The organism is Halobacteriovorax sp. XZX-3, from assembly GCF_043196495.1.
In the GTDB taxonomy this organism is placed as follows: Bacteria; Bdellovibrionota; Bacteriovoracia; order Bacteriovoracales; family Bacteriovoracaceae; genus Halobacteriovorax_A.
Genome location: NZ_JBEBMO010000001.1, coordinates 1,798,222 through 1,821,231, shown reverse-complemented (window position 1 = coordinate 1,821,231; position 23,010 = coordinate 1,798,222). Strand labels below are relative to the sequence as shown.

19 protein-coding genes and 5 tRNA genes are annotated in these 23,010 nt (G+C 38.3%); 22 read left to right on the top strand and 2 right to left on the bottom strand.

Annotated elements, in window-relative coordinates; all coding sequences use genetic code 11:
• Positions 1-20 precede the first annotated feature (20 nt).
• The 5 genes from ruvC to ABMA70_RS08705 are packed head-to-tail and all read left to right on the top strand — an operon-like array spanning position 21 to position 4,180.
• Entirely contained in the window at positions 21-566 is a 546-nt protein-coding gene (gene ruvC, locus ABMA70_RS08725) for a crossover junction endodeoxyribonuclease RuvC (RefSeq protein ID WP_392994133.1), read from the top strand.
• Between the two features lie 5 nt (positions 567-571).
• Positions 572-1,225: a Holliday junction branch migration protein RuvA gene (ruvA, locus tag ABMA70_RS08720; RefSeq protein WP_392994136.1), complete on the top strand. Its 654-nt coding sequence runs from the start codon at positions 572-574 to the stop codon at positions 1,223-1,225.
• Entirely contained in the window at positions 1,226-2,218 is a 993-nt protein-coding gene (gene ruvB / locus ABMA70_RS08715) for a Holliday junction branch migration DNA helicase RuvB (RefSeq protein ID WP_103218700.1), read from the top strand.
• On the top strand, positions 2,208-2,957 hold the full coding sequence (locus ABMA70_RS08710; protein ID WP_103218701.1) for a hypothetical protein: 750 nt from the start codon (positions 2,208-2,210) through the stop codon (positions 2,955-2,957). Before ruvB ends, ABMA70_RS08710 begins: the two co-directional genes overlap by 11 nt.
• Positions 2,957-4,180 carry an amidohydrolase family protein gene (locus ABMA70_RS08705; RefSeq protein ID WP_392994139.1) on the top strand — a complete coding sequence of 408 codons (1,224 nt, stop codon included), beginning with the start codon at positions 2,957-2,959 and terminating at the stop codon, positions 4,178-4,180. The genes ABMA70_RS08710 and ABMA70_RS08705 overlap by 1 nt, the downstream gene beginning before the upstream one ends.
• 4 nt (positions 4,181-4,184) lie before the next feature.
• Here the strand turns inward: ABMA70_RS08705 and ABMA70_RS08700 are convergent, their stop codons facing one another.
• Positions 4,185-4,607: a hotdog fold thioesterase gene (locus tag ABMA70_RS08700; protein WP_103218703.1), complete on the bottom strand. Its 423-nt coding sequence runs from the start codon at positions 4,605-4,607 to the stop codon at positions 4,185-4,187.
• A 225-nt stretch (positions 4,608-4,832) separates the two neighbouring features.
• On the opposite strand from ABMA70_RS08700, the gene lpxC reads away from it, so the two are divergent.
• The 8 genes from lpxC to tuf all read left to right on the top strand — a co-directional run bounded on the left by lpxC (position 4,833) and on the right by tuf (position 10,292).
• A complete protein-coding gene (gene lpxC / locus ABMA70_RS08695) occupies positions 4,833-5,750 on the top strand; it encodes a UDP-3-O-acyl-N-acetylglucosamine deacetylase (RefSeq protein WP_103218704.1) in 918 nt (305 codons plus the stop codon).
• A gap of 93 nt (positions 5,751-5,843) precedes the next feature.
• Positions 5,844-7,562 (top strand): proline--tRNA ligase, encoded by a 1,719-nt coding sequence (locus ABMA70_RS08690; RefSeq protein WP_103218705.1) that lies wholly within the window; start codon positions 5,844-5,846, stop codon positions 7,560-7,562.
• On the top strand, positions 7,562-8,323 hold the full coding sequence (locus ABMA70_RS08685) for a TrmH family RNA methyltransferase (RefSeq protein WP_392994142.1): 762 nt from the start codon (positions 7,562-7,564) through the stop codon (positions 8,321-8,323). Before ABMA70_RS08690 ends, ABMA70_RS08685 begins: the two co-directional genes overlap by 1 nt.
• A 64-nt stretch (positions 8,324-8,387) precedes the next feature.
• Positions 8,388-8,464: transfer RNA gene (locus ABMA70_RS08680), tRNA-Thr, on the top strand.
• An 18-nt stretch (positions 8,465-8,482) separates the two neighbouring features.
• Positions 8,483-8,568 (top strand) — tRNA-Tyr (locus ABMA70_RS08675).
• 57 nt (positions 8,569-8,625) lie between these two features.
• A tRNA-Gly gene (locus ABMA70_RS08670) sits at positions 8,626-8,701 on the top strand.
• Positions 8,702-8,781: 80 nt separating this feature from the next.
• Positions 8,782-8,856, top strand: a tRNA-Thr gene (locus ABMA70_RS08665).
• Positions 8,857-9,101: 245 nt separating this feature from the next.
• Positions 9,102-10,292 (top strand): elongation factor Tu, encoded by a 1,191-nt coding sequence (tuf, locus tag ABMA70_RS08660; RefSeq protein ID WP_393022178.1) that lies wholly within the window; start codon positions 9,102-9,104, stop codon positions 10,290-10,292.
• Positions 10,293-10,362: 70 nt separating this feature from the next.
• Here tuf and ABMA70_RS08655 read toward each other — a convergent pair whose 3' ends face one another.
• Positions 10,363-10,893 carry a M35 family metallo-endopeptidase gene (locus tag ABMA70_RS08655; protein WP_392994157.1) on the bottom strand — a complete coding sequence of 177 codons (531 nt, stop codon included), beginning with the start codon at positions 10,891-10,893 and terminating at the stop codon, positions 10,363-10,365.
• Between the two features lie 151 nt (positions 10,894-11,044).
• Here ABMA70_RS08655 and ABMA70_RS08650 point away from each other — a divergent pair.
• From ABMA70_RS08650 to rpoC, 9 genes are all read left to right on the top strand, one after another.
• Positions 11,045-11,120, top strand: a tRNA-Trp gene (locus tag ABMA70_RS08650).
• Positions 11,121-11,249: 129 nt separating this feature from the next.
• Positions 11,250-11,636 (top strand): preprotein translocase subunit SecE, encoded by a 387-nt coding sequence (secE, locus tag ABMA70_RS08645; protein ID WP_103219312.1) that lies wholly within the window; start codon positions 11,250-11,252, stop codon positions 11,634-11,636.
• 77 nt (positions 11,637-11,713) lie between these two features.
• Entirely contained in the window at positions 11,714-12,283 is a 570-nt protein-coding gene (nusG, locus tag ABMA70_RS08640; protein ID WP_368667192.1) for a transcription termination/antitermination protein NusG, read from the top strand.
• Between the two features lie 37 nt (positions 12,284-12,320).
• Positions 12,321-12,746: a 50S ribosomal protein L11 gene (gene rplK, locus ABMA70_RS08635; protein ID WP_103219310.1), complete on the top strand. Its 426-nt coding sequence runs from the start codon at positions 12,321-12,323 to the stop codon at positions 12,744-12,746.
• A gap of 11 nt (positions 12,747-12,757) precedes the next feature.
• Entirely contained in the window at positions 12,758-13,465 is a 708-nt protein-coding gene (gene rplA / locus ABMA70_RS08630; RefSeq protein ID WP_103219309.1) for a 50S ribosomal protein L1, read from the top strand.
• Between the two features lie 95 nt (positions 13,466-13,560).
• Entirely contained in the window at positions 13,561-14,091 is a 531-nt protein-coding gene (rplJ, locus tag ABMA70_RS08625; protein ID WP_103219308.1) for a 50S ribosomal protein L10, read from the top strand.
• 50 nt (positions 14,092-14,141) lie between these two features.
• A complete protein-coding gene (rplL, locus tag ABMA70_RS08620) occupies positions 14,142-14,510 on the top strand; it encodes a 50S ribosomal protein L7/L12 (RefSeq protein WP_103219307.1) in 369 nt (122 codons plus the stop codon).
• Positions 14,511-14,672: 162 nt separating this feature from the next.
• Positions 14,673-18,800 carry a DNA-directed RNA polymerase subunit beta gene (gene rpoB, locus ABMA70_RS08615; protein WP_103219306.1) on the top strand — a complete coding sequence of 1,376 codons (4,128 nt, stop codon included), beginning with the start codon at positions 14,673-14,675 and terminating at the stop codon, positions 18,798-18,800.
• Positions 18,801-18,846: 46 nt separating this feature from the next.
• Complete coding sequence (gene rpoC, locus ABMA70_RS08610) at positions 18,847-22,965, top strand: DNA-directed RNA polymerase subunit beta' (protein ID WP_103219305.1); 4,119 nt, start codon at positions 18,847-18,849, stop codon at positions 22,963-22,965.
• Positions 22,966-23,010: the final 45 nt, after the last annotated feature.

The following is a 23,010-nucleotide window of genomic DNA, read 5'->3' as shown; positions in this document are numbered from 1 at the left end:
TTTTCGTTTATACTAAATCTATGTATATTCTAGGAATTGACCCGGGATCTCGTACCACTGGTTGGGCGGTTATCGAAGTTGAAGGTCGAAAATTTAAATATGTCGATTCGGGTGTTTTAAAATTTGATAAGATACCGGAGTTTCTTGATCGTTTAGCAACGATTTCTTCTTCAATTAAAGATATAGTCTCAATGTATAAACCTGATGAGATTTCAGTTGAGGCTTTGATTTACGTAAAAAGTATTCCCGCATTATCAAAGCTTGCTCAAGCGAGGGGAGCACTAATTGCAGGTTTATCTGATAAGTATCAAGGTAAAATCACAGAGTATTCACCGAACTTAATAAAATCTAGTGTTACTGGACATGGTCTTGCTTCAAAAGAAAGTGTTGATCGATCTCTAAATATGATTTTTGGTAAGCTAGATTTCAAGTCACATGATGAGTCGGATGCCCTTGCTATAGCGCTTTGTCACGCGTTGAATCGTGGACAAAGGGCAAAAATAAAGGGAAAATCGTCTCATACTCGTACAAAAGCACGTACATTAAAAGAAGTATTTTCTAAGTAGGTTATATGATTGGTCTATTACAAGGCGAAGTTGTTTTCAGCGATGGAAACGAATTAATTCTTTTTACTCCTTCTGGGGTAGGTCACCAAATTTATTTTCAACATGTTTTACCAGAGGGCTCAGTTGCTGCAATCTTCATCTCACATATTGTGAAAGAGGCAAGTGAAGAACTTTTTGGTTTCCGATCTTTGAGAGAGAAGAAAACATTTGAATTACTTTTAAGTGTAAAAGGTGTTGGTCCTAAAGGAGCATTTGCTCTTGTGACAAGTATTGGTGTGGATAACATAATTGATGCCATTACTTTTGATAATAAGAAAACACTACAAAAGGCACCTGGTGTAGGAGCGAAAGCTGCTTCACAGATCATTCTTGATTTAAGTGGAAAAGCACAAAAAATAAAAATGTATTCTAAAGCTTCTGCTTCTGCGAATCAGACAGCACAATCAATCTCTCAAGCACCTCTAAATCTTGAGCTATTTGAAGAAAGTGTATCAGAAGTTGTTAATCATGATTCAGCACTAATGAATGATGCAATCATGGCCTGTAAAGAACTTGGTTTTACTGAAGATAAAGTGATGCCACTTGCAAAAAGAATTTTAGATGAAAACCAAATTACAAGGGCGGAACAATTAGTTCACCTTGTTTTAAAAGAGGTGTAAATGTCTGAAGGACGTTTTTTTGATCCAACACTTGATGAAGAAGAAACAAGAAAAGAAATTGTTTTAAGGCCGAAAGATTTTTCTGAATATATAGGTCAGAAAAAAATCGTACAAAATATTGATGTGATGGTTACTTCCGCTGTTAAAAGAAAACAGTCTATGGACCATGCACTTCTTTCAGGTCCTCCTGGACTAGGAAAGACATCTCTTGCCATGATTATTGCTAATGCGCTTGGAAGCCAGCTTCATGTTATATCGGGACCGGCCATTGAGAAGAAGGGTGATCTTGCGGCGATTCTTACGAATTTAGAGCCTCGTGATGTTCTTTTTATCGATGAAATTCATCGCATGCATATTTCTGTTGAAGAAATTCTTTATTCAGCAATGGAAGATTATCGCCTCGATATTGTTATTGGTGATGGTGCCGCTGCAAGAACTATGCAAATTGAAATTGCTCCATTTACATTAATTGGGGCCACGACAAGATCAGGGTTATTGTCAAATCCTCTTCGTGATCGTTTTATGGCACATTTTCATTTTGATTTTTATAAAGCTGATGAACTAGCAAAAATTATTTCTAATAACGCTAAGAAAATCGGAATTCAAATAGACGAAGATGCAGAGCACTTAATGGCAAGATGTGCTCGAGGTACTCCAAGAATCGCTAATCGTGTTCTTCGTCGCGTGCGTGACTTCGCTATTGTTCGTGATTCTTCTCACGTTAATATTAATGATGTGAAAAAATCTCTAGAAATGATGGAAATTGATGAACACGGGTTGGATCGTATGGATAGACGCATCCTTTCTGTTATTCAACAGTATTATGGGGGAGGTCCTGTAGGTATAGAAGCACTTTGTGCAACTCTTGCTGAAGACCGCTCTACGATTGAAGATGTTTATGAACCCTTTCTTTTAAAAGAAGGTTTTTTAATACGTACGCCAAGAGGTCGTGAGATCTCACAAATTGCAAAAGAGTTGATTAATGAAGAATAAGTTTTTATTTCTGTGTTTATGTCTGATTACGTTTAACATTCAAGCAACATATGATTTATCCGCATCAGCTGGGTATCGTTCTTATATCCTAGGAGCAGCGGCGAGAGTTGATGCTGGAATCAGCCAGGAGATGTGGCGATATAACGAACAAATTTATGGCTTCATTCGTGAGTCTGCTTATTTCAATACAAGTGGTTCGATCAATTCCGTTGGTGGCCGTATCGATTTTTTTCCAGTTTCAATTTTAGGCTTCACTGCCGGAACTGAACAAGTTTGGCGTTCATCGAAGGAGCTTTCAACTTTTGATTGTGAAACACAGATATGTGATGCAGACGGTACACGTTCATATTTAAGAATAGAAAATGTTCTAGCTTATAAAAAGTTTGTCACAATAAACGATTATCAGAGAGAGTTTTTTAAGTACAGCGGCTACTCAGGACTTGTTGTAAATGCTCTTCATTCAATGGAAATAGATACGAATGATATTGTGAATGTTATGAGAAATATCATCGCTTACCAGTATAGCGATACATATACATTTGGAGTTCTTCACTTTCGTTCTTGGTCTGAAAAAAGTAAGCAAGATACTGCTTATGTTGGAATGTTAAATCAATTTAAAAAAGATAAGTGGACTTACGATACTATCTTAGGAGTAAATCACGACCGTGATGATCATGATCACTTCAGTGTGCTTCTACAAGTTAAATACGACTATAAAAAAGGTCTAAGGTTATTTTAATGAAAAATTTATTATTTATTACTCTCGCAATGCTATTGTCATCGTGTTCTCTCCTCTATGGAAAACTTGGTGGCGATTTTGATTACAAACCAAATGAATATGAAAAACTTCCGAAACATGTAAAAGACTTTGTTGAAAAATCTTACGATGGAATTGATCTAAAGAAATTAAGAGATACTCACTTACATATCGTGGGTCTTGGGAATAGTGGAAGTGGTATTTGGGTAAACCCAGATATGCAAGATTGGTATAATCACTTATCAAAATATAATCGTTTTAATGTTTATATTTCCGCTTCTGGAGTTGATGATAAGTCACAAGCAGATGAGCAATATGTGGCCCGTCTCGTTGAACTGATGACTTACCAGCCACACTTTATTCCAGCCTATGCACTTGCTTTTGATTATCATTATAAGTTAGATGGTTCAAAAGATCTTACGCATTCAGAATTTCATGTGCCTAATGAATATATTTGGAAGTTATCACAAGAACATCCTGTGAATTTTAAAATGGTTGCTTCAGTACATCCTTACCGTAAAGATGCAATTCAAGAATTAGAAAAATGGGCCGCTCGTGGTGTGAAGTTTGTAAAATGGTTACCAAATGCAATGGGTATCGATCCTGCAAATAAAAAAGTTATTCCATTTTATAAAGCGCTTAAGAAATATAATATGACTCTTATTACACATGCCGGTGAAGAGAAAGCTGTAGAGGGTGATAAGTTTCAAGAGTTAGGAAATCCACTTCGCCTACGTCATGCACTTGATCTTGGTGTTGATGTAATTATCTCTCACGCCGCTTCACGTGGAAAATGTGAGGATCTAGATAATGGTGGAGTACAAGCAGAGTGTTCTGATTTGTTTTGGAGACTTTTCAAAGAAAAGAAATATGAGAAAAACCTCTTCACAGATCTATCGGCACTTATCATTTATGAAAGACTTAGTGAGCCTCTAATTGAAATGATTGAAAATAAACAATTTCACTCACGTGTAATGTATGGATCAGATTATCCTCTTCCTGCAATTAACTGGATTTACCGTACGACTGATCTTGTAGAGAAAGGATTTATTACAGAGGAAGAAAGAGAGATCTTAAATGAGATCTACTCAATCAATCCACTTCTTTTTCACTTCGTAGCACTGAGAACTGTTAGGCACCCAAAGACTGGTGAGAAACTCACTAACGAAGCCTTTGAGATGCCAGCTCGACTTCTTAAAAAATAAAAAATTATTTCTTAATAACTGCCATCGTCAGGCGAGAGATACAAACTAATTTGTCTTTCTCGTCTGTGATGCGGATATCCCAGATGTGTGTCGATTTTCCAAGATGGATGGCCGTTGCTTTTGCAGTAACAATTCCTGATTGAACTGGACGCACATGATTTGCATTTATCTCCAAACCAGCAGCATAGAATTTTGAAGAATCTAAAATAATATTTGAAGCGATTGATCCAACTGATTCCGCAAGGACACAACTTGCTCCTCCATGAAGAACGCCGTATGGCTGTCTTGTTCTTTCATCTACAGGCATCGTCGCAACTAAGTAGTCGTTTCCTGCTTCAGTAATTTTTATATCAAGGTGCTCAACACAGCAGCCAGCATTGAACTTATTCACCTCATTTAGATCGAGATTATTAAATAAATTTTCCATCAATAAACCTTCTTTAACGTATTCATGAATTTAAATTAACGTTGTTTTAACATCTGCATTTATTTTACGGTTATTATTAAAAGAGTGGAAGGGTTGGTTAAATTTTGTTACAAAAGCCTCTAGGACAGGAAATTCAGTAATATTTTGCTCATGTATGACGATACTTGCTATATATTGCTGCTCAGTTTAAAATTACAGAAAGTACTTAAAATTAGGTGATTTTTAATGTTAAACCAAAGAACTATAGCGAAAAAAGTGATGATTACAGGAATTGGGATCCATTCTGGAAAGAAGGTGACAATGACTCTACATCCTTCAGAAGCAGACTCTGGTATCCAGTTTAAGAGAACTGACATTAAAGATTCACAAGTGCTAAAGGCTACTGCAGATACTGTAGGAGCTACTGAGAACAATACAGCAATTGGCTCAGGTCCAGGTGCAGTTCATACTGTTGAACACCTTCTATCAGTTCTTTATGGTTTCGGAATTAATAATTGTTATATTGAAATTGATGGGCCAGAGGTTCCAATTATGGACGGTTCAGGCGCTTCATTTCTTTATGTTATTAAAGAGACCGGAATCCAACAACTTCATAAAACTAAGAAATTTCTAGTAGTTACTAAAGCTGTAGAAGTAAAAGTTGGCGAAAAATGGGCGAGAATTGAACCTTGTGAAAAGCTAGTGATCGATTCTACTATCGTTTTTAAGCACCCTATTATTAAAACTCAACGTAAAGTATTTGAATTTACTTGCGAGAATTACATCGCTGAAATTGGTCGAGCGCGTACGTTTGGTCTATTAAGAGATGTTGATATGTTAAAGAGAAAAGGCCTAATTAAGGGTGGATCTCTTGATAATGCAATTGTTCTAGATGATTTTAAAGTTATGAATCCAGATGGATTACGTTTTGATGATGAATTCGTAAGACATAAGATTCTTGATACTGTAGGTGATATCAGCCTTCTAGGTTATGAAATTGCTGGAAAAATCACAACTTACATGTCTGGACACCACGTTCACAACGTTCTTTGCCGCAAGCTTCTTGAGACACCTGATGCATATGAAATTGTATCGGCAACATCACTTGAGAAAGAAGCAGTTCAAGCGTTTGATCTGCCCATGGCCCTTGCGCCGTCATTTTAATCAGTCGATATAAAAATATTTAACATTTATTGTGTGAATTACAGCGTGTACAATGGTATGGATTTTCACGCGTTATAAAAGAGAGAGAATACTATGATTCTATCAAAGGGATTTTGGCAAACTTATAAAGAAGTGCCAGCGGATGCAACAATTGCATCACACCAGCTAATGATGAGAGCAGGTTTAATTCATAAGTCAGCAGCTGGACTATATAATTATCTACCAATGGGTTATCGTTCAATTCGCAAAGTAGAACAAATTGTTCGCGAAGAAATGGATAAGGCCGGATGTTATGAAATGCTAATGTCTGTTGTAACTCCAGGAGAGCTTTGGCAAGAAACTGGGCGCTGGGACAAGATGGGTGGCGAGATGCTTAAGTTTAAGGATAAGGCAGATCGTGATCTTTGTATTTCGCCGACAAATGAAGAGGCCATCACTGATGTTTTTAGAAAAACAATCAAATCATACAAAGATCTACCTTTAACGGTATATCAGATAAATACAAAATTTCGTGATGAGATTAGACCTCGCTTTGGACTGATGCGTGGACGCGAATTTATCATGAAGGATGCATATTCATTTCATGCGACAAAAGAGTGTCTTGATGAAGTCTATGACAACCTTTATCGAGCATATGAAAATGTTTTCAATCGTTTAGGTCTTGAATTCTCCGCTGTTGTTGCAGATGGTGGGGCCATGGCCGATGGTGAAGCGAAAACACACGAGTTTCAAGTGATCGCAGATGCAGGTGAAGATGCAATTATTTATTCAAATGAAGCAGGATATGCAGCAAATATTGAAACGGCAAAAACTTTAAGAAAAGTCGAAAGTGCAGCTAGAACAGGTGATATGGCCGAAGTTGCAACACCTGGTAAAGCAACGATAAAAGACGTTTGTGATTTCTTAGGAAAGAAAGAATTTCATTCAATTAAGTCTCTAGTTTATAAAGCAAAGAATGAAGAAGATGAAATTTTTGTACTAGCACTTCTATTAGGTGATGATGAGTTAAACGAACTAAAACTAGAAAAAGTTTATCCAGGTCGTGACTTAATCGCTGCTACTGATAATGAACTAAAGACATTAGGTCTTGAGAAAGGTTTCATTGGTCCAGTTGGGATCGATAACTTAGAAATTGTATTTGATGCACAGATCGATTTAGACGCGGCTTACATCGTAGGTGCAAATAAAGTTGATATGCACTTAGAGAATTTTGTCGCAAATGAGCAGCTTAAAGATATTAAGATTGCTGATCTTAGACTTGCCTGTTCTGGTGATTATACTCTTGATGGAAAACACCAAGTTGAGCTTAAAAGAGGAATTGAAGTAGGGCACATTTTCCAACTTGGTGACAAGTATACGAAGGGAATGGGGGTAACTATTCTCGATCAAAATGGAAAAGCTGCGACACCTTTAATGGGTTGTTACGGTATTGGTGTAACTCGTTTAGTTGCAGCAGCGATTGAGCAAAACCATGATGAAAATGGAATCATATGGCCAGCAGCAATTGCTCCTTATAATTTATCTTTCGTTGCAATTACTAAGTCTGATGAATACAAAGCCAAAGCTGATGAACTTCATAAAGAGCTTATATCAGCAGGGTTAGAAGTTATTTATGATGATAGAAAGGCTGGACCTGGATTCAAATTTAAGGATGCAGATCTTCTAGGGTTACCTCTTCAAGTTGTTCTTGGAGAAAGAGATCACAAAGAAGATGGCCTTCTAGAAATCAGAGTTAGACGTACTGGTGAAAAAATAAAAGTATCTCAAGACCAACTTATTTCGAAAGTTAATGAGCTTTTAAAGGACCTGTAATGGAACAAGATATCATTGTAGGAGTACATTCGATTGTACATGCAATTCGTAATCCTAAACGTAAAACAATTGAGCTTGTTGCCTGTGAAGAGGGAATTGATAAGCTATACAAGATGGGTGGGATTAAGAAACAAGAACTTGATGGAATCAAAGTTAAATTAGTTTCTTCTCACAAAGTTCAAGAGCTTGCTAAGGAACTTTATACTGAACAGGAATTTCAATACTCAAGAGTTCCGTCAGGTGTTTTCTTGTTAACAAGTCAAAAAGAAATTTTAGAAACAAAGCCATTATTTGATTCTATTGATAATGGTGAAGAAGTTAAAATCTTATGTCTAGATGGAGTAACAGATGTCCACAACGCTGGTGCAATCATGCGTACAGCAGCGTTTTACAATGTTACTCATATTGTTTTTGCAGTAAAAAATAATTTCAATATTGGACCTTCGATGGCCCGTATTGCTTCTGGTGCTCTTGAGTATATTGACATCGTTAAATGCAATTCTTTACCTAAGTTTTTATCTGCACTAATTAAGCGTAATGTAACTCCTATAGGGCTTACAGAGCATACTGATGATAATGAGCTTGGTGAAATTAATGGAATTAAGTGCCTTGTACTTGGGGCAGAAGATAGAGGACTGTCACATGCAACAGTTCGTCTACTGGAAAAGAAAATCCGTTTAGAGCCAATGGGCAAAATTGAGTCTCTGAATGTATCGGTTGCTGCGGCAATTGCAATGGAAAAAGTTTTTTCTAAAAAATAAGTTAAAAAAAGCTTGCCAGGTTTTTAATTCTACTTTATAACTTATTTCCATCGCAAGAATGTTTGCTGGCATAGCTCAGTTGGCTAGAGCAGCGGTTTTGTAAACCGCAGGTCGTAGGTTCGAGTCCTATTGCCAGCTCCATTTTTTTACAGCGGTTGTGGCGAGGTTGCCGAGTGGCCAAAGGCAACAGACTGTAAATCTGTCGGGGTATCCCTTCGATGGTTCGAATCCATCTCTCGCCACCATTTTAAAAATAAATCTTTACAGATTGTTTTTGAAAGGTTATAAAAATTAAATCTTATGCGGGCGTAACTCAGTTGGTAGAGTGTCAGCCTTCCAAGCTGAATGTCGCAAGTTCGAACCTTGTCGCCCGCTCCATTAAAAAGATCCTCCTAGAGGATCTTTTTTTTTGCCAAAAATCCAAACTCATTATTAAAATACACTAATCTTATTTTTTTGCTCGCGTGGCTCAGGGGTAGAGTACTTCCTTGGTAAGGAAGAGGTCACGGGTTCAAATCCCGTCGTGAGCTCCATTTTGTTTTCTATTAATAAACTTTTTTGTGCCCTTAAGTATAGATTTTACTGGCAATTCAAGTTTTTTATGTTATCAAAATGGCACTATGTAATTTGTGGGTTAGATTTTAGCTTGGATGGCATTTTTTTTATGTTGAATCTAAGATGAATATAGTCGATACTTACAACTCAAATTAGCTTTTAGGTATATAGTTATTAAGACAAACATAATGTTTTGTTTAACTTTTTTAAGGAGACTTAAGTCATGGCAAAAGAATCTTTTGACAGAAGTAAGCCCCACGTAAACATTGGTACGATCGGGCACGTTGACCACGGTAAGACAACTCTTACAGCGGCAATTTCAATCACATTAGCTAACGCACTTGGTGGTGCCGTAAGAAAATTCGACGAAATCGATTCAGCACCAGAAGAAAAAGCTAGAGGTATTACAATCAATACTTCACACATTGAATACGAAACAGCTAACAGACACTACGCACACGTAGACTGTCCAGGTCACGCTGACTATGTAAAGAACATGATTACAGGTGCAGCACAAATGGACGGAGCGATCCTAGTATGTTCAGCGGCTGATGGGCCAATGCCACAAACTAGAGAGCACATCCTTCTTGCACGTCAGGTAGGTGTACCAGCGATCGTAGTATTCTTAAATAAAGTAGACCAGGTAGATGACGAAGAACTACTTGAGCTAGTAGAGATGGAAGTAAGAGAACTTCTATCTTCATACGACTTCCCAGGTGACGATATTCCTATCGTAGCTGGTTCTGCACTTGCAGCTCTTGAAATGAGAGACGATGCAATTGGTAAAGATAAAGTTCTAGAGCTTATGGCACAAGTTGATGAGTACATCCCAACTCCAGCTAGAGCAACAGACCTTGACTTCCTAATGCCAGTAGAAGACGTATTCTCAATTTCAGGACGTGGTACAGTTTGTACAGGACGTGTTGAAAGAGGGATTATCAAAGTTAACGAAGAAATCGAAATCGTTGGTATTAAAGAAACAACTAAAACAACTGTAACTGGTGTTGAGATGTTCAGAAAGCTTCTTGACGAAGGTAGAGCAGGTGATAACGTAGGTCTTCTTCTACGTGGTGTTAAGCGTGAAGAAGTAGAGCGTGGTCAGTGTCTAATCAAGCCAGGTTCAGTAAAGCCACACGCGAAATTTAACTGTGAAGTATATATCCTTTCAAAAGATGAAGGTGGACGTCACACTCCAATCTTCAAAGGTTATAGACCACAGTTCTACTTCAGAACAACAGACGTAACAGGTGATATTACACTTGCAGACGGTGTTGAAATGGTTATGCCAGGTGACAACACTTCTTTCGCAGTAGAGCTAATTACTCCAATCGCGATGGAAAAAGGTCTTAAGTTCGCAATCCGTGAGGGTGGTAGAACAATCGGTGCTGGTACAGTATCTGAAATTCTTGACTAATATTTGATATATTCAAGATATAAGGAAGGGGAGCTATGCTCCCCTTTTTTTATGCCTAAATTTTAGTTTTTTAACAATCGATCTCTGGAATACAAGTTCCATTTTGTTGCCAATATCTATATGTATCAGCAATATCAGACCAAGGTGTATCATTAGTATCTTTTGGTTTACGTGTCCAAAAGTAATCAGCATCTCCAGTTCCACACTTGTGAGTTAGTTCGTGAAGTACAATCCCTTGACGGCCTTCAATATCATATTCCCAGTAGCTTGGTGTGATATATACAGTTTTACCGATAACGGCATATGTATAAGCGATTGCGCCACCATATGGCTCAACACATTTATGTTTAGTCCAGTAAGTTCTTGCCAGTGAACATTTCATTACTACGATGGCCTTGTTGATTTTCTTTTCAACATTCTTGCTCATGTACGGGTTCTGTTTTTTGTACTCTCTAAGATCCTTAATGATGCTTTTCATGTCTGCACGAGATTTCTGAGTATCTTTGATAAGCATGTCTCTCTGATCTTCAGAACATGAATCTGATACAAAGATGGCCGCATTGATGTTTAGTGTAAGCATTAATAGTACTAAATACTTCATGTTGTTTTCTCTCCAAAATAAATAAATGTCGCGTTAGCGATTCGCTACACTACCCTCAGATTGAACCGTATTCAAGATTATGGAAATATTTATAGTAATAAGAGATTGACGAGGTAGGCCTTTTTCGGTAATTTATGTTTCCAAGTCAAACGGGTGTATAGCTCCAATGGTAGAGCGGCTGATTCCAAATCAGTAGGTTTGAGGTTCGAGTCCTCATGCGCCCGCCACTTTTTCCAAATATTATTTATTTTGACTGCAAATTTATCCTATTTTTGCGTTAGCTCTTGCCAAACCATGTTAATTAAGGGATATAATCTGGTACTTATACGTTTAATTTAGGTAAAAAAGGATTTGAGATGTCCCTCATTAAGAGTGAAGACAGCAAAAAATGGATTAATGCATTTGTTGCTGCCGTAAGTGCGATTTGTGGTTTTATTACTATTAGATTCCTCGAACAATTAAGTGAGTGGTTCGATCTTGAAGCAAAGGTTCCAAACTTTCCTATTACGGTACAAGTTGCTGGAATTGTTGTAGGTCTGATTGTCTTCCTAGTAATTGCTAAAAACAAGAATGCTTCTACTATGCTTGAGGATGTTTATGCTGAACTTGTAAAAGTTGTTTGGCCTAACAAAGATGACGTTTTAAAGACAACAATTGGTTTAGTAATCGCACTAAGCATTGTAAGTGGAATTTTTGTATTAGTAGACTATACATTTAGACAGCTACTAGACATTATTCTTTAATTTATACCTTTAATTGATTAAGTGAGATAGAAATGGTTGATAACAACGAAACAGAAAAAGAACTAACTAACGAAGAAATGGCCGTAGAATCATCTGAAGGTGAAGCTACAGTTAATCCTAATTTTCGTTGGTACATTGCAAAGACTCTTACTGGTCAAGAAAACAAAGTTCAAAAAACTCTTCGTGAAAGAATTGTTAACTATAAGCTAACTGATTCATTTGGTGAAATTGTAGTTCCTGAAGAAAAAGTTACTTCTCATGCGGGTGGAAGAAAAAGAACTATCACAAAGAAGCTTTTCCCAGGTTACGTCTTAATTCAAATGCTTATGAATGAGAACACTTGGCACCTAGTAAAAGATACAGATAAAATTACAGGTTTTGTTGGCGGTACTGTTGACAAACCAGCGCCTTTATCAGATGAAGAGGCTGCATATATGACAGGTAAATCTACTGGTGGCTTCAAAAAGTCACGTACTACTGTGGACTTCTCTGAAGGAGAAGAGGTTAAGGTTATTGAAGGACCTTTCGCTTCATTCATCGGTACGATTGAATCTGTAAATGAAAATGGAAAACTGAAAGTAAACGTTTCTATCTTTGGTCGACCAACACCGGTAGAATTAGATGCTTCTCAGGTTGAAAAAAATTAATAATAGTTGGTAGAACAAAAGTTCGCAGGAGAAATTTATGGCTAAGAAAATCACAGGTTTCATTAAGCTACAAATTCCAGGTGGGAAAGCAAACCCATCACCACCAGTTGGACCGGCACTAGGTCAAAAAGGTGTAAACATTATGGAATTTTGTAAGGCTTTCAATGCAAAGACTCAGAAAGATGCAGGTGTAATGCTTCCAACAATCATTACAGTATACTCAGATCGTTCTTTTTCTTTCATTACTAAGACACCTCCAGCTTCATACCTTCTTAAAGATAAGCTAAAGCTTAAGAGAGGGGCACAGAAGCCAGGAACAGAAGTTGTAACAACAGTATCTAAGAAAATTATTGAAGAAATTGTTGAAGCGAAAAGACCAGACTTAACAGCAGCTACTCAAGAAGCAGCGGAAAGAATCATCGAAGGTTCATGTCGTTCAGCTGGTATCAAACTAGATTACTAAGAGGTGTTACAATGGCTAAGAAATCGAAAAAATATACAGAAGCACTTGCAAAAGTAGATACAACTAAGACTTACACTATCGATGAAGCAATTAACCTTGCTAAAGAAGTTAAGTTCGCAAACTTTGATGAAACTGTAGATCTAGCGTTCAGACTTGGTGTTGACCCAAGACACGCAGACCAAATGATCAGAGGTGCACTAGCACTTCCAGCTGGTACAGGTAAAACAGTAAAGATTTGTGTTATTACATCTGGTGACAACGTAGCTAAAGCTGAAGCAGCTGGTGCAGATTACGTTGGTGGTGACGATATCGTTGCTAAGATCGCAGGTGGATGGCTTGACTTTGATAGAGTTATCGCATCTCCAGATATGATGGGTAAACTTGGACGTGTTGCTAGAATCCTAGGACCTAGAGGTCTAATGCCTAACCCAAAATTAGGAACAGTTACTCCTAATGTTGAAAACGCAGTTAAAGAGCAAAAAGCTGGTAAGGTTGAATATAGAACTGAGAAGAACGGTATTATTCACGTTCCAATCGGTAAGTCATCTTTCACAAATGAAGATTTAAGAAAGAACATTGACACAATGATTACAGCAATTATTAAAGCTAAGCCTGTTTCTGCAAAAGGTACTTACCTTAAGTCACTTACTTTAAGTACGACTATGGGGCCAGGTCTTAAAATTGATACTTTAGAAGCTGCAACTATCGCAGCAAAATAATAAGGGGTTGATGATTGTCGGTGTAGCTGCTGATTAAGTTTGAAGCTACATAAAGCCTGCATGAAATCTCCCTCCAGTAGTTTAGGAGGTAAACGATGTTAACTAGAGCAGAGAAAGACGTTATCATCGATGGTCTAAAAAAGAAGATCACTGATGCCAACGCTATCTTTCTAACAAACGTTATTGGACTACCATCTAATGACGCCACAGCTCTAAGAAAATCTATCCGTGAAGCGGGTGGATCGCTAGTTGTTACTCGTAACACACTTTTTTCTAAGGCAGCGGCCGGAACAGATGCAGAAGGATTACTTTCTGGTCTTAAAGGTACGCAAGCTGTTGCTTTCGCATTTGAAGAAGCACCAGCTGTTGCTAAGGCACTAAAAGAATGTGGAAAAGCGTTTGAACTAGTAGAACTTAGAGGTGGTTTACTTGATGGTAAAGCACTAACACCAGCAGAAGTAAATGCAATTGCAGACCTACCATCTCGTGATGAGATGCTTGGTACTCTTCTTGCAACATTTAATGCACCGATCTCAGCATTTGCTAGAGTTCTTAATGCAATTAAAGAGCAAAAAGAAGCAGGCGTTGAAGCTGCGCCAGTTGCAGCTGAAGAATCTGCAGAATAGTAATTAACAAAGTTAGAGTTAAAGTTATTTTAAATTTTTAGGAGTTATATATGTCTATTACAAATGATCAATTAATTGAAAAAATCTCAAACATGACTGTTCTTGAAGTAGCTGAGCTAGTTAAAGAACTTGAAGAAAAATTTGGTGTATCAGCTGCTCCTGTAGCTGTTGCTGGTGCTGCTGCTGGTGGTGCTGCTGCTGAAGAAAAAACTGAATTTGACGTTGTTCTTGCTGACGCAGGTGCTAAGAAAATCAACGTTATTAAAGAAGTTAGAGGAATCACTGGTCTAGGTCTTAAGGAAGCAAAAGAAATGGTTGAAGGTGCTCCAAAGACTGTTAAAGAAGCAGTATCTAAAGAAGAAGCAGAAGAAATCAAGAAAAAACTTGAAGCTGCTGGTGCAAAGGTTGAGCTTAAGTAATTTAAGCCCCTTGCTCATTGCATAAAAAATTAAAAAATACAGGTGTGGAGATTTAGCGATCTTCACACCTTTTTTGCGTTTGTAAAAACCGAAAAAAAAAGTTATTAAGTAACTAAAAAATATACGTGCACGTTAAAACAATTAAAACCCGGGAGAACCATAATGACTGAGGTTTTTAGACCAAACGAGTGGTTTCGTAAGAACTTTGCCTCAACACCATCTGTGTTAGAGACGCCTCCACTCATGCTTCTACAAAAGAAGTCCTATGATGATTTCCTTCAAAAGGACGTACCTCCTTCTCAAAGAGAAGAAATGGGATTACAGGCTGTATTCAACTCTGTATTTCCAATCCACGACTTTAACAAAACTGTATCGTTAGAGTTCGTAAGCTACTCACTAGAACAACCTAAGTACACTGTAAAAGAGTGTCGTCAAAGGGGCCTTTCATATGAAGCGCCACTTAAGGTAGTTGTTCGTCTAGTATTCTATGATGTAGCTGTTGACAAAGATGGTAATGAACAAAGAACTGTTTCTTCAATTAAAGAACAGGAAGTTTACTTAGGAAACATTCCTCTGATGGCAGAGACTGGTTCTTTTGTATATAACGGAACTGAGAGAGTTATTGTTTCTCAGCTTCACAGATCTCCTGGTATCGTTTTTGAACACGACGGTGGGAAGAAGCACTCAAGTGGTAAGCTTCTTTACTCTGCAAGAATTATTCCTCACAGAGGTTCTTGGCTAGACTTCGAATTCGATCATAAGAATATTCTATTTGCTAGAATTGATAGAAAAAGAAAATTACATGCAACTGTAGTTCTTAAAGCGCTTGGTTTCAGTACTGAAGAAATTCTTGATATGTTCTACAATATTGAAACAATCAAGTTTGCTAAGAATGGTGAGTTTGTAAGATCATTAGACCTATCTCTAATGACTGGAACTCGTGCAACAAATGATGTTCTTGATCCAAAAACTGGTAAAGCAATTGTTAGAAAAGGGAAGAAATTCTCTAAAGCATCTATTAAGAGATTAGCGGATGCTGGTGTAACTGAAATTCCTGCTCAGCTTGAAGAAGTTGTAGGTAAAGTTGCAGCTAAAGATATCTTCAATGAAACTACTGGTGAAGTAATCTGTCTTGCTAACGAAGCGCTTTCTGAAGCTAAGATTCAGGAACTAATTGCTGCTGGTGTATCTGAAGTAGAATGTCTTTACATTGATATGATCAACTTTGGTGATCAGATCAGAAACACTCTTCTTCTAGATAAAACAGATGCTAAAGAAGATGCACTTCTAAAAATCTTCGAAAGATTAAGACCAGGTGAACCTCCAGCGGTTGAAGCTGCTGAAGTTCTTTTCCAAGGACTTTTCTTTGATGAAGAAAGATATGACCTATCTCGTGTTGGTCGTATGAAAATCAATTATAAGTTTAAGACTGATGTTCCTGTTGAGAACACTGTTTTAACTAAAGAAGATATTATTACAACTATCCAGTACCTTGTTGAACTTAACAACGGTAAGGGACGTGTTGATGATATCGACCACTTAGGTAACAGACGTGTTAGACCTGTAGGTGAACTACTTGAAAACCAATTTAGAGTTGGTCTAGTTCGTATGGAAAGAGCGGTTAAAGAAAGAATGGCAATTCAAGAAATTGATACAATGATGCCATACGATCTTGTTAACCAAAAGCCAGTTGCTGCTGCCGTTAAGGAATTCTTTGGTTCATCACAACTTTCACAGTTTATGGATCAAACGAACCCACTTTCAGAAGTAACTCACAAGCGTCGTCTTTCAGCTCTTGGGCCAGGTGGTCTAACGAGAGAAAGAGCATCTTTCGAAGTTCGTGATGTTCACGTAACTCACTACGGAAGAATGTGTCCGGTTGAGACTCCTGAAGGACCAAACATTGGTCTAATTACTTCTCTTGCAACATTTGCAAAAGTATCTGAATACGGTTTCATTGAAACTCCATACCTAACTATTGGTGAAGATCAAAAGATTGGTGATGTAGAGTATTTCACTGCTTTCCAAGAGGAAGGTAAAGTTATCGCTCAGATCGATGCTAATAACATTAAAGAAGGTCAGCTAGTTGGTGCTCAAGTTGCAGCACGTGCTTCTGGTGAATTCACACTTGTTGATGCATCAGAAGTTAACCTGATGGACGTTTCTCCAACTCAGATGATCTCAGTTGCAACATCACTAATTCCTTTCCTTGAGCACGATGATGCCAACCGTGCCCTAATGGGATCGAACATGATGAGACAGGCCGTGCCTGTTGTTAAAACTGAAGCTCCTATCGTTGGTACTGGTACTGAAAGAATTGTAGCTAGAGATTCTGGTGCAGTTCTTGTAGCAAACGACAACGGAAGAGTTATCTTTGTTGATTCAAACAGAATTGTTATTCAAAGAGATAGCTTCAAAGACGGTGAGTCTGGTGTAGATATTTACAAACTAGTAAAATATCAAAGAACTAACCAGAACACATGTAATAACCAAAAAGCTCTTGTAAAAGAAGGTGATATCGTTAAGAAAGGTGACGTTCTTGCTGACGGACCTGGTACTGATAACGGTGACCTAGCACTAGGGCAAAACCCACTTGTAGCATTCATGCCATGGGGTGGTTATAACTACGAAGACTCGATCCTGATTTCTGAAGACCTTCTTGCAAAAGACGTGTTTACTTCAATTCACATCGAAGCATTCGAAGTTGAAGCTCGTGATACTAAACTTGGTAAAGAAGAAATCACTCGCGATATTCCAAACGTTTCAGAAGAGTCTTTAAAAGATCTTGATGAAGCTGGTATCGTTAGAGTTGGTGCTATCATTAAGCCAGGAGACATCCTAGTTGGTAAAATTACACCAAAAGGTGAAACTCAACTTTCTCCAGAAGAAAAACTTCTTAAAGCTATCTTCGGTGATAAAGCTGGTGACGTAAAAGATACTTCACTAAGAGTTCCTTCATCTGTTTACGGTACAGTAATTGATGCTAGAGTTTATACTCGTGAAGGTGTTGAGCTTTGTTCAAGATCTAAGGATATTATCGAGCAAGAGACAACTCTTCTAAGAAGAGATGAAAGAATTGAGATTAAGGCAATCCAAACTTCAGCAATTCTTAAGATTGCAGATATGCTTAAAGGTGCAAAAGTTACTGATGTACTTGTTTCTGAAGATGGTTCAGCTGAACTACTTTCTAAAGGAACAGAGATTACAGGTGAAATTCTTGCATCAATTCCATTTGAGCTAATTGGTTACTTACCACTACAAGCTGAGCTTGAAGAAAAACTATCTGAGTATTTCGCAGATGTTAGAAACAAGATCAACAGAGTTAGAGCTAAGACAACTGATGAGATTGCAAAACTTCATAGAGGTGATGAACTTCCTCCAGGTGTAATCAAAAAGATTACTGTATACGTTGCGATTAAGCGTAAGCTTCAGCCAGGTGATAAGATGGCCGGTCGTCACGGTAACAAAGGTGTTATTTCTAACGTAGTTCCACGTGAAGATATGCCTTATCTTGCTGATGGTACACCTGTTGAAATCGTACTTAACCCACTAGGGGTACCTTCTCGTATGAACATCGGACAGCTTCTTGAGCTTCACCTTGGATGGGCCGGACGTGGTCTTGGTGAAAAAATCAAGGTTATGCTTGAAGAGCAAATGAAAGTTCACGAGATTAAGGATTTCATTTACAAAATTTATAAGACGCCAGAAGTTGAAGCTTGGTTAAAGTCTGCAGCAGATGATGTTGTTATGGCCCTTGCTAAGAAACTTACAAGCGGTGTTCGTTTCTCTACTAAAGTATTTGATGGTGCTTCAGAAGCAGATATCAGAGAAATGCTTGAGTTAGCTGATCTTGAGTCAAATGGTAAAACAACTCTATTTGATGGTAAGACTGGTGATGCTTTCGCAGAGGACGTTACTGTTGGTGTTATGTACATGCTTAAGCTACACCACCTTGTAGACGAAAAACTTCACGCACGTTCTACAGGTCCTTACTCACTTGTAACTCAGCAGCCACTTGGTGGTAAGGCTCAGTTCGGTGGTCAGAGACTTGGGGAAATGGAAGTTTGGGCACTTGAAGCATACGGTGCAGCTTATACTCTTCAAGAGTTCTTAACTGTTAAGTCAGATGACGTTATCGGTAGAACAAGAATGTATGAGTCAATCGTTAAAGGTGAGCAAGTACTAGAACCAGGTCTTCCTGAATCGTTCAACGTTCTAATCAGAGAGCTTCAAGCACTTTGTCTAGACGTTAAACTTGAAGAAGACAGAATTGAAGAATCTATTCGTTAATTTATGGCAGGCTTAGTCCTGCCGTATATTAAGAGGGCATAAAAAAATGAAAGACCTTTTAAACTTTTTTGATAAGCCAAAAGATCCAGTAAGCGTTGAAGGTGTATCTATCAAGCTTGCTTCTCCTGATACAATCAGAGAGTGGTCATTTGGTGAAGTAAAAAAACCAGAAACTATTAACTATAGAACTTATAAGCCAGAAAGAGACGGTTTATTCTGTGCAAAGATTTTCGGACCAGTAAAAGATTACGAATGTATCTGTGGTAAGTACAAGAGAATGAAGCACAGAGGTGTTGTATGTGAGAAGTGTGGTGTTGAAGTTACACTTTCAAAAGTACGTCGTGAAAGATGTGGACACATTGAACTAGCAACTCCAGTTGCTCACATTTGGTTCCTACGTTCACTTCCATCAAGAATGGCAGCTCTTCTTAACCTTTCTCTTAAAGAACTTGAAAAAGTTCTATATTATGAAGCATATATCGTAACTGCTTCAGCAACTGATGGTGTTGAAGGTGGTCTAGATGTAGGTCGCGTAATTTCTGAGCAACAATATTATGAACTTAAAGATCAAGGTATTGATTTCGAAGCTGGTATGGGTGGAGAAATTGTTCAAGAGCTACTTTCTAAGCTTGATATCGATCTTGAAAATAAAAACCTAAGACGTGGTCTTGCTAACGCAACTACAGAGATGGCAAGAACTAAGTTTGTTAAAAGATTAAGAGTTGTTGAATCTCTTATGAAGTCTGAAAACAAGCCTGAGTGGTTCATGATGGATGTTATTCCTATCCTTCCACCAGACTTAAGACCTCTTGTTCCACTTGAAGCAGGACGTTTTGCAACTTCAGATCTTAACGATCTATACAGACGTGTTATTAACAGAAACAACCGTCTTAGAAGACTTAAAGAACTTAATGCTCCTGAAATCATCATTAGAAACGAAAAGAGAATGCTTCAAGAAGCAGTAGATGCTCTATTTGATAATGGTCGTCGTGGTAAGGTATTTACTGGTGCTAACAAGCGTCCACTAAGATCACTTTCTGATATGCTTAAGGGTAAGCAAGGACGTTTCCGTCAAAACCTACTTGGTAAGCGTGTTGACTACTCAGGACGTTCTGTAATCGTTGTTGGTCCAAGCTTAAGACTTCACCAGTGTGGTCTTCCTAAGCTTATGGCACTTGAACTTTTCAAGCCATTTATCTACAACAAGCTAATTGAAAAAGGACACTGTACTACTATTAAAGTTGCTAAGCGTATGGTTGAGCAACAAAAAGAAGAAGTATGGAATATCCTTGAAGAAGTTGTACAAGAGCACCCAGTACTTCTTAACCGTGCACCAACTCTTCACAGACTTGGTATCCAAGGTTTCGAACCTGTACTTATTGAAGGTAAGGCTATCCGTCTTCACCCTCTTGTTTGTACTGCATTCAACGCCGACTTCGACGGTGACCAGATGGCCGTTCACGTTCCTCTATCACTTGAAGCTCAAATTGAGTGTCGTGTTCTTGCAATGTCGACAAATAATATTCTTTCTCCAAAAGATGGTTCACCAATTATTACTCCATCTCAGGATATCGTACTTGGTCTTTACTACATGACTCGTGTTAGACCATATGCTCGTGGATACGGGAAAACTTTCTCTTCTAAAGAAGAAGCTCAGTTTGCTTACCACTCAGGTAACCTACACCTACAAGCACCAATTAAAGTACGTATTGGTGGTGAAGTACATGAGACTACTGTTGGACGTACATTCGTATTCGATATCGTTCCTTCATGTCTAAACTTCGAAGACGTAAACATCATTCTTGGTAAGAAAGAACTAGTTAAGCTTCTTGACCTTGCTTACAGAAGAGGATCTGAAAAAGATACTGTTCTACTTGCTGATGGTCTTATGCAACTTGGTTATAGCAATGCTACAAAAGCTGGTATTTCTATTAACGTTGTTGATATGGAAATCCCTTCTGAAAAAGAAGGAATTCTTAAAGAAGCTCATGATGAAGTTCACGGAATTACAGAAGAGTATAACGAAGGTTCGATCACTAATGGTGAGAGATATAACAAGGTTGTTGACGTTTGGTCACAAACTACAGAGAAACTTGTTAAGGTTATGCTTGAGAAAATTTCTACTGATGAATTTACTTCAGATAAAGAAGGTGAAGAGCCAATTTACGCTCCTTCATTCAACGCTCTTTATATGATGGCAAACTCAGGAGCAAGGGGTTCTGCACAGCAGATGAGACAGCTTGCTGCGATGAGGGGTCTAATGGCCAAGCCATCTGGTGAGATTATTGAAACGCCAATTACTTCAAACTTCCGTGAAGGTCTATCGGCACTACAATACTTCACGTCTACACACGGTGCTCGTAAAGGTCTAGCCGATACTGCCCTGAAGACTGCAAACTCTGGTTACCTAACGAGACGTCTAGTAGACGTTGCTCAAGACGGTATCATTAGAGCTGAAGATTGTGGAACAACTGATGGTATTACACTAACTTCTCGTATTGAGTCTGGTGAAGTTGTAGAGCACGTTGCCTCTAGAGCAATGGGCCGTGTAACAGCAGCTCCAGTTATCTCTGCAGAAGGTAATGAGGTTCTTCAAACAGGTCACCTACTTACAGAAAAAGACCTTGTGTTACTAGAAGAGAAAGAAGTTGACCAAATCAAGGTTAGATCTGTTCTTACTTGTAACGAAAGACACGGTTTCTGTGCGGCTTGTTTCGGACGCGACCTTGCAAGAGGTACAATGGTTTCAGTTGGTGAAGCTGTTGGTGTTATCGCTGCTCAGTCAATTGGTGAACCTGGTACACAGCTTACAATGCGTACATTCCACGTTGGTGGTACAGCAACAGCTGGTGCACAAGTAAATAAAACAACTGTTCGTACATCTGGTAAAGTTGTATACAACAATGTTGTAACTGTTGAAACACCAACTGGTCTTCTTGTTATGAACAAGACTGGTGAGCTTATCATTAAAGATGCTCGTGGTGTTGAAAAAGAAAAATATCCAGCAATCTACGGTTCAAAGCTACACTTCTCTGAAGGTAGTGAAGTAAACGTAGGGGATACTCTGATTGAATGGGACCCGTTCTCGATTCCACTTCTTACAGAAGTAGCTGGTTTTGTTAAGTTTGAAGACTTAGTAGTTGGTGCAACTCTTGCTGAGCAAACAGATGCAGTAACAGGTCTAACTCAAAGAACTGTAACAGAAACTAAGGATCCTTCACTTCAACCAAGAATTACGATTCTTGATGCTGATGGAAACCCAATTATTGTTCCTGGAACAAACAGACAAGCTTCTTACCGTCTACAAGTTGGTGCAACTCTAACTGTAACTGAAGGTGATGAAGTTGAAGTTGGTAGCGTAGTATCTAAAGTTTCTCGTGAAACGACGAAAACAAAAGATATTACTGGGGGTCTTCCAAGAGTAGCCGAGCTTTTCGAAGCTAGAAAACCTGCTCAAGCATCTCAGATTGCTGACGTAACTGGTACAATCGAGTTTGGTGCTGAAGTAAGAGGTTCTAGAAGAATTCTTATTAGACCTGAAGATGGATCTGATCCAGTAGTTTACACAATTCCTAAGGGACGCTATGTAACTGTAAACGAAGGTGACTATATCCGTTCAGGTGAAGCTATTATGGATGGTCCAGCTAACCCACACGATATCCTAAGAGTACTTGGTATTAAAGAACTTGCAGGATACATCGTTGATGAGATTCAAGCTGTATACCGTCTACAAGGTGTAGATATCGATGATAAGCACATTGAGGTAATCGTTTCTCAAATGCTTAAAAAAGTTGAAGTAACTGATCCAGGTGACTCTACATTTGTTGTTGGTGACTCTGTAACTAAAGCAGAATTACTTGAAACAAATGAGCAACTAGTTGCTGATGGATATGAGCCAGCTCAAGCAAGACCAGTTCTACTTGGTATTACTAAAGCAGCTCTTTCTACTGATTCATTCTTATCAGCTGCATCTTTCCAAGAGACAACTAAGATCTTAACTCAAGCATCGCTTGAAGGTAAAAAAGATTTATTACGTGGTCTTAAGGAGAACGTACTTATGGGGCGCCTGATTCCAGCTGGTTCTGGTATCTCGAAGTACCGTGATTACGAAGCATTTGTTGAAGAAGATGATTCTCTAGAAGAAACTTCTACACTTATGCTATAAAAACTTGCTTAATTGAGGGGTGGTGTGTTACACCATCCCTCTATA

Excerpts from the sequence above, each read along its gene's own strand:
- lpxC (WP_103218704.1), top strand. The coding sequence starts at position 4,833 with ATGTTAAACCAAAGAACTATAGCGAAAAAAGTGATGATTACAGGAATT.
- secE (WP_103219312.1), top strand. The coding sequence starts at position 11,250 with ATGTCCCTCATTAAGAGTGAAGACAGCAAAAAATGGATTAATGCATTT.
- ABMA70_RS08690 (WP_103218705.1), top strand. The coding sequence starts at position 5,844 with ATGATTCTATCAAAGGGATTTTGGCAAACTTATAAAGAAGTGCCAGCG.
- ABMA70_RS08710 (WP_103218701.1), top strand. The coding sequence starts at position 2,208 with ATGAAGAATAAGTTTTTATTTCTGTGTTTATGTCTGATTACGTTTAAC.
- ABMA70_RS08705 (WP_392994139.1), top strand. The coding sequence starts at position 2,957 with ATGAAAAATTTATTATTTATTACTCTCGCAATGCTATTGTCATCGTGT.
- ruvC (WP_392994133.1), top strand. The coding sequence starts at position 21 with ATGTATATTCTAGGAATTGACCCGGGATCTCGTACCACTGGTTGGGCG.
- tuf (WP_393022178.1), top strand. The coding sequence starts at position 9,102 with ATGGCAAAAGAATCTTTTGACAGAAGTAAGCCCCACGTAAACATTGGT.
- rplJ (WP_103219308.1), top strand. The coding sequence starts at position 13,561 with ATGTTAACTAGAGCAGAGAAAGACGTTATCATCGATGGTCTAAAAAAG.
- nusG (WP_368667192.1), top strand. The coding sequence starts at position 11,714 with ATGGCCGTAGAATCATCTGAAGGTGAAGCTACAGTTAATCCTAATTTT.
- ABMA70_RS08655 (WP_392994157.1), bottom strand. The coding sequence starts at position 10,893 with ATGAAGTATTTAGTACTATTAATGCTTACACTAAACATCAATGCGGCC.
- ABMA70_RS08700 (WP_103218703.1), bottom strand. The coding sequence starts at position 4,607 with ATGGAAAATTTATTTAATAATCTCGATCTAAATGAGGTGAATAAGTTC.
- rplL (WP_103219307.1), top strand. The coding sequence starts at position 14,142 with ATGTCTATTACAAATGATCAATTAATTGAAAAAATCTCAAACATGACT.
- ruvA (WP_392994136.1), top strand. The coding sequence starts at position 572 with ATGATTGGTCTATTACAAGGCGAAGTTGTTTTCAGCGATGGAAACGAA.
- ABMA70_RS08685 (WP_392994142.1), top strand. The coding sequence starts at position 7,562 with ATGGAACAAGATATCATTGTAGGAGTACATTCGATTGTACATGCAATT.
- ruvB (WP_103218700.1), top strand. The coding sequence starts at position 1,226 with ATGTCTGAAGGACGTTTTTTTGATCCAACACTTGATGAAGAAGAAACA.
- rpoC (WP_103219305.1), top strand. The coding sequence starts at position 18,847 with ATGAAAGACCTTTTAAACTTTTTTGATAAGCCAAAAGATCCAGTAAGC.
- rplA (WP_103219309.1), top strand. The coding sequence starts at position 12,758 with ATGGCTAAGAAATCGAAAAAATATACAGAAGCACTTGCAAAAGTAGAT.
- rplK (WP_103219310.1), top strand. The coding sequence starts at position 12,321 with ATGGCTAAGAAAATCACAGGTTTCATTAAGCTACAAATTCCAGGTGGG.
- rpoB (WP_103219306.1), top strand. The coding sequence starts at position 14,673 with ATGACTGAGGTTTTTAGACCAAACGAGTGGTTTCGTAAGAACTTTGCC.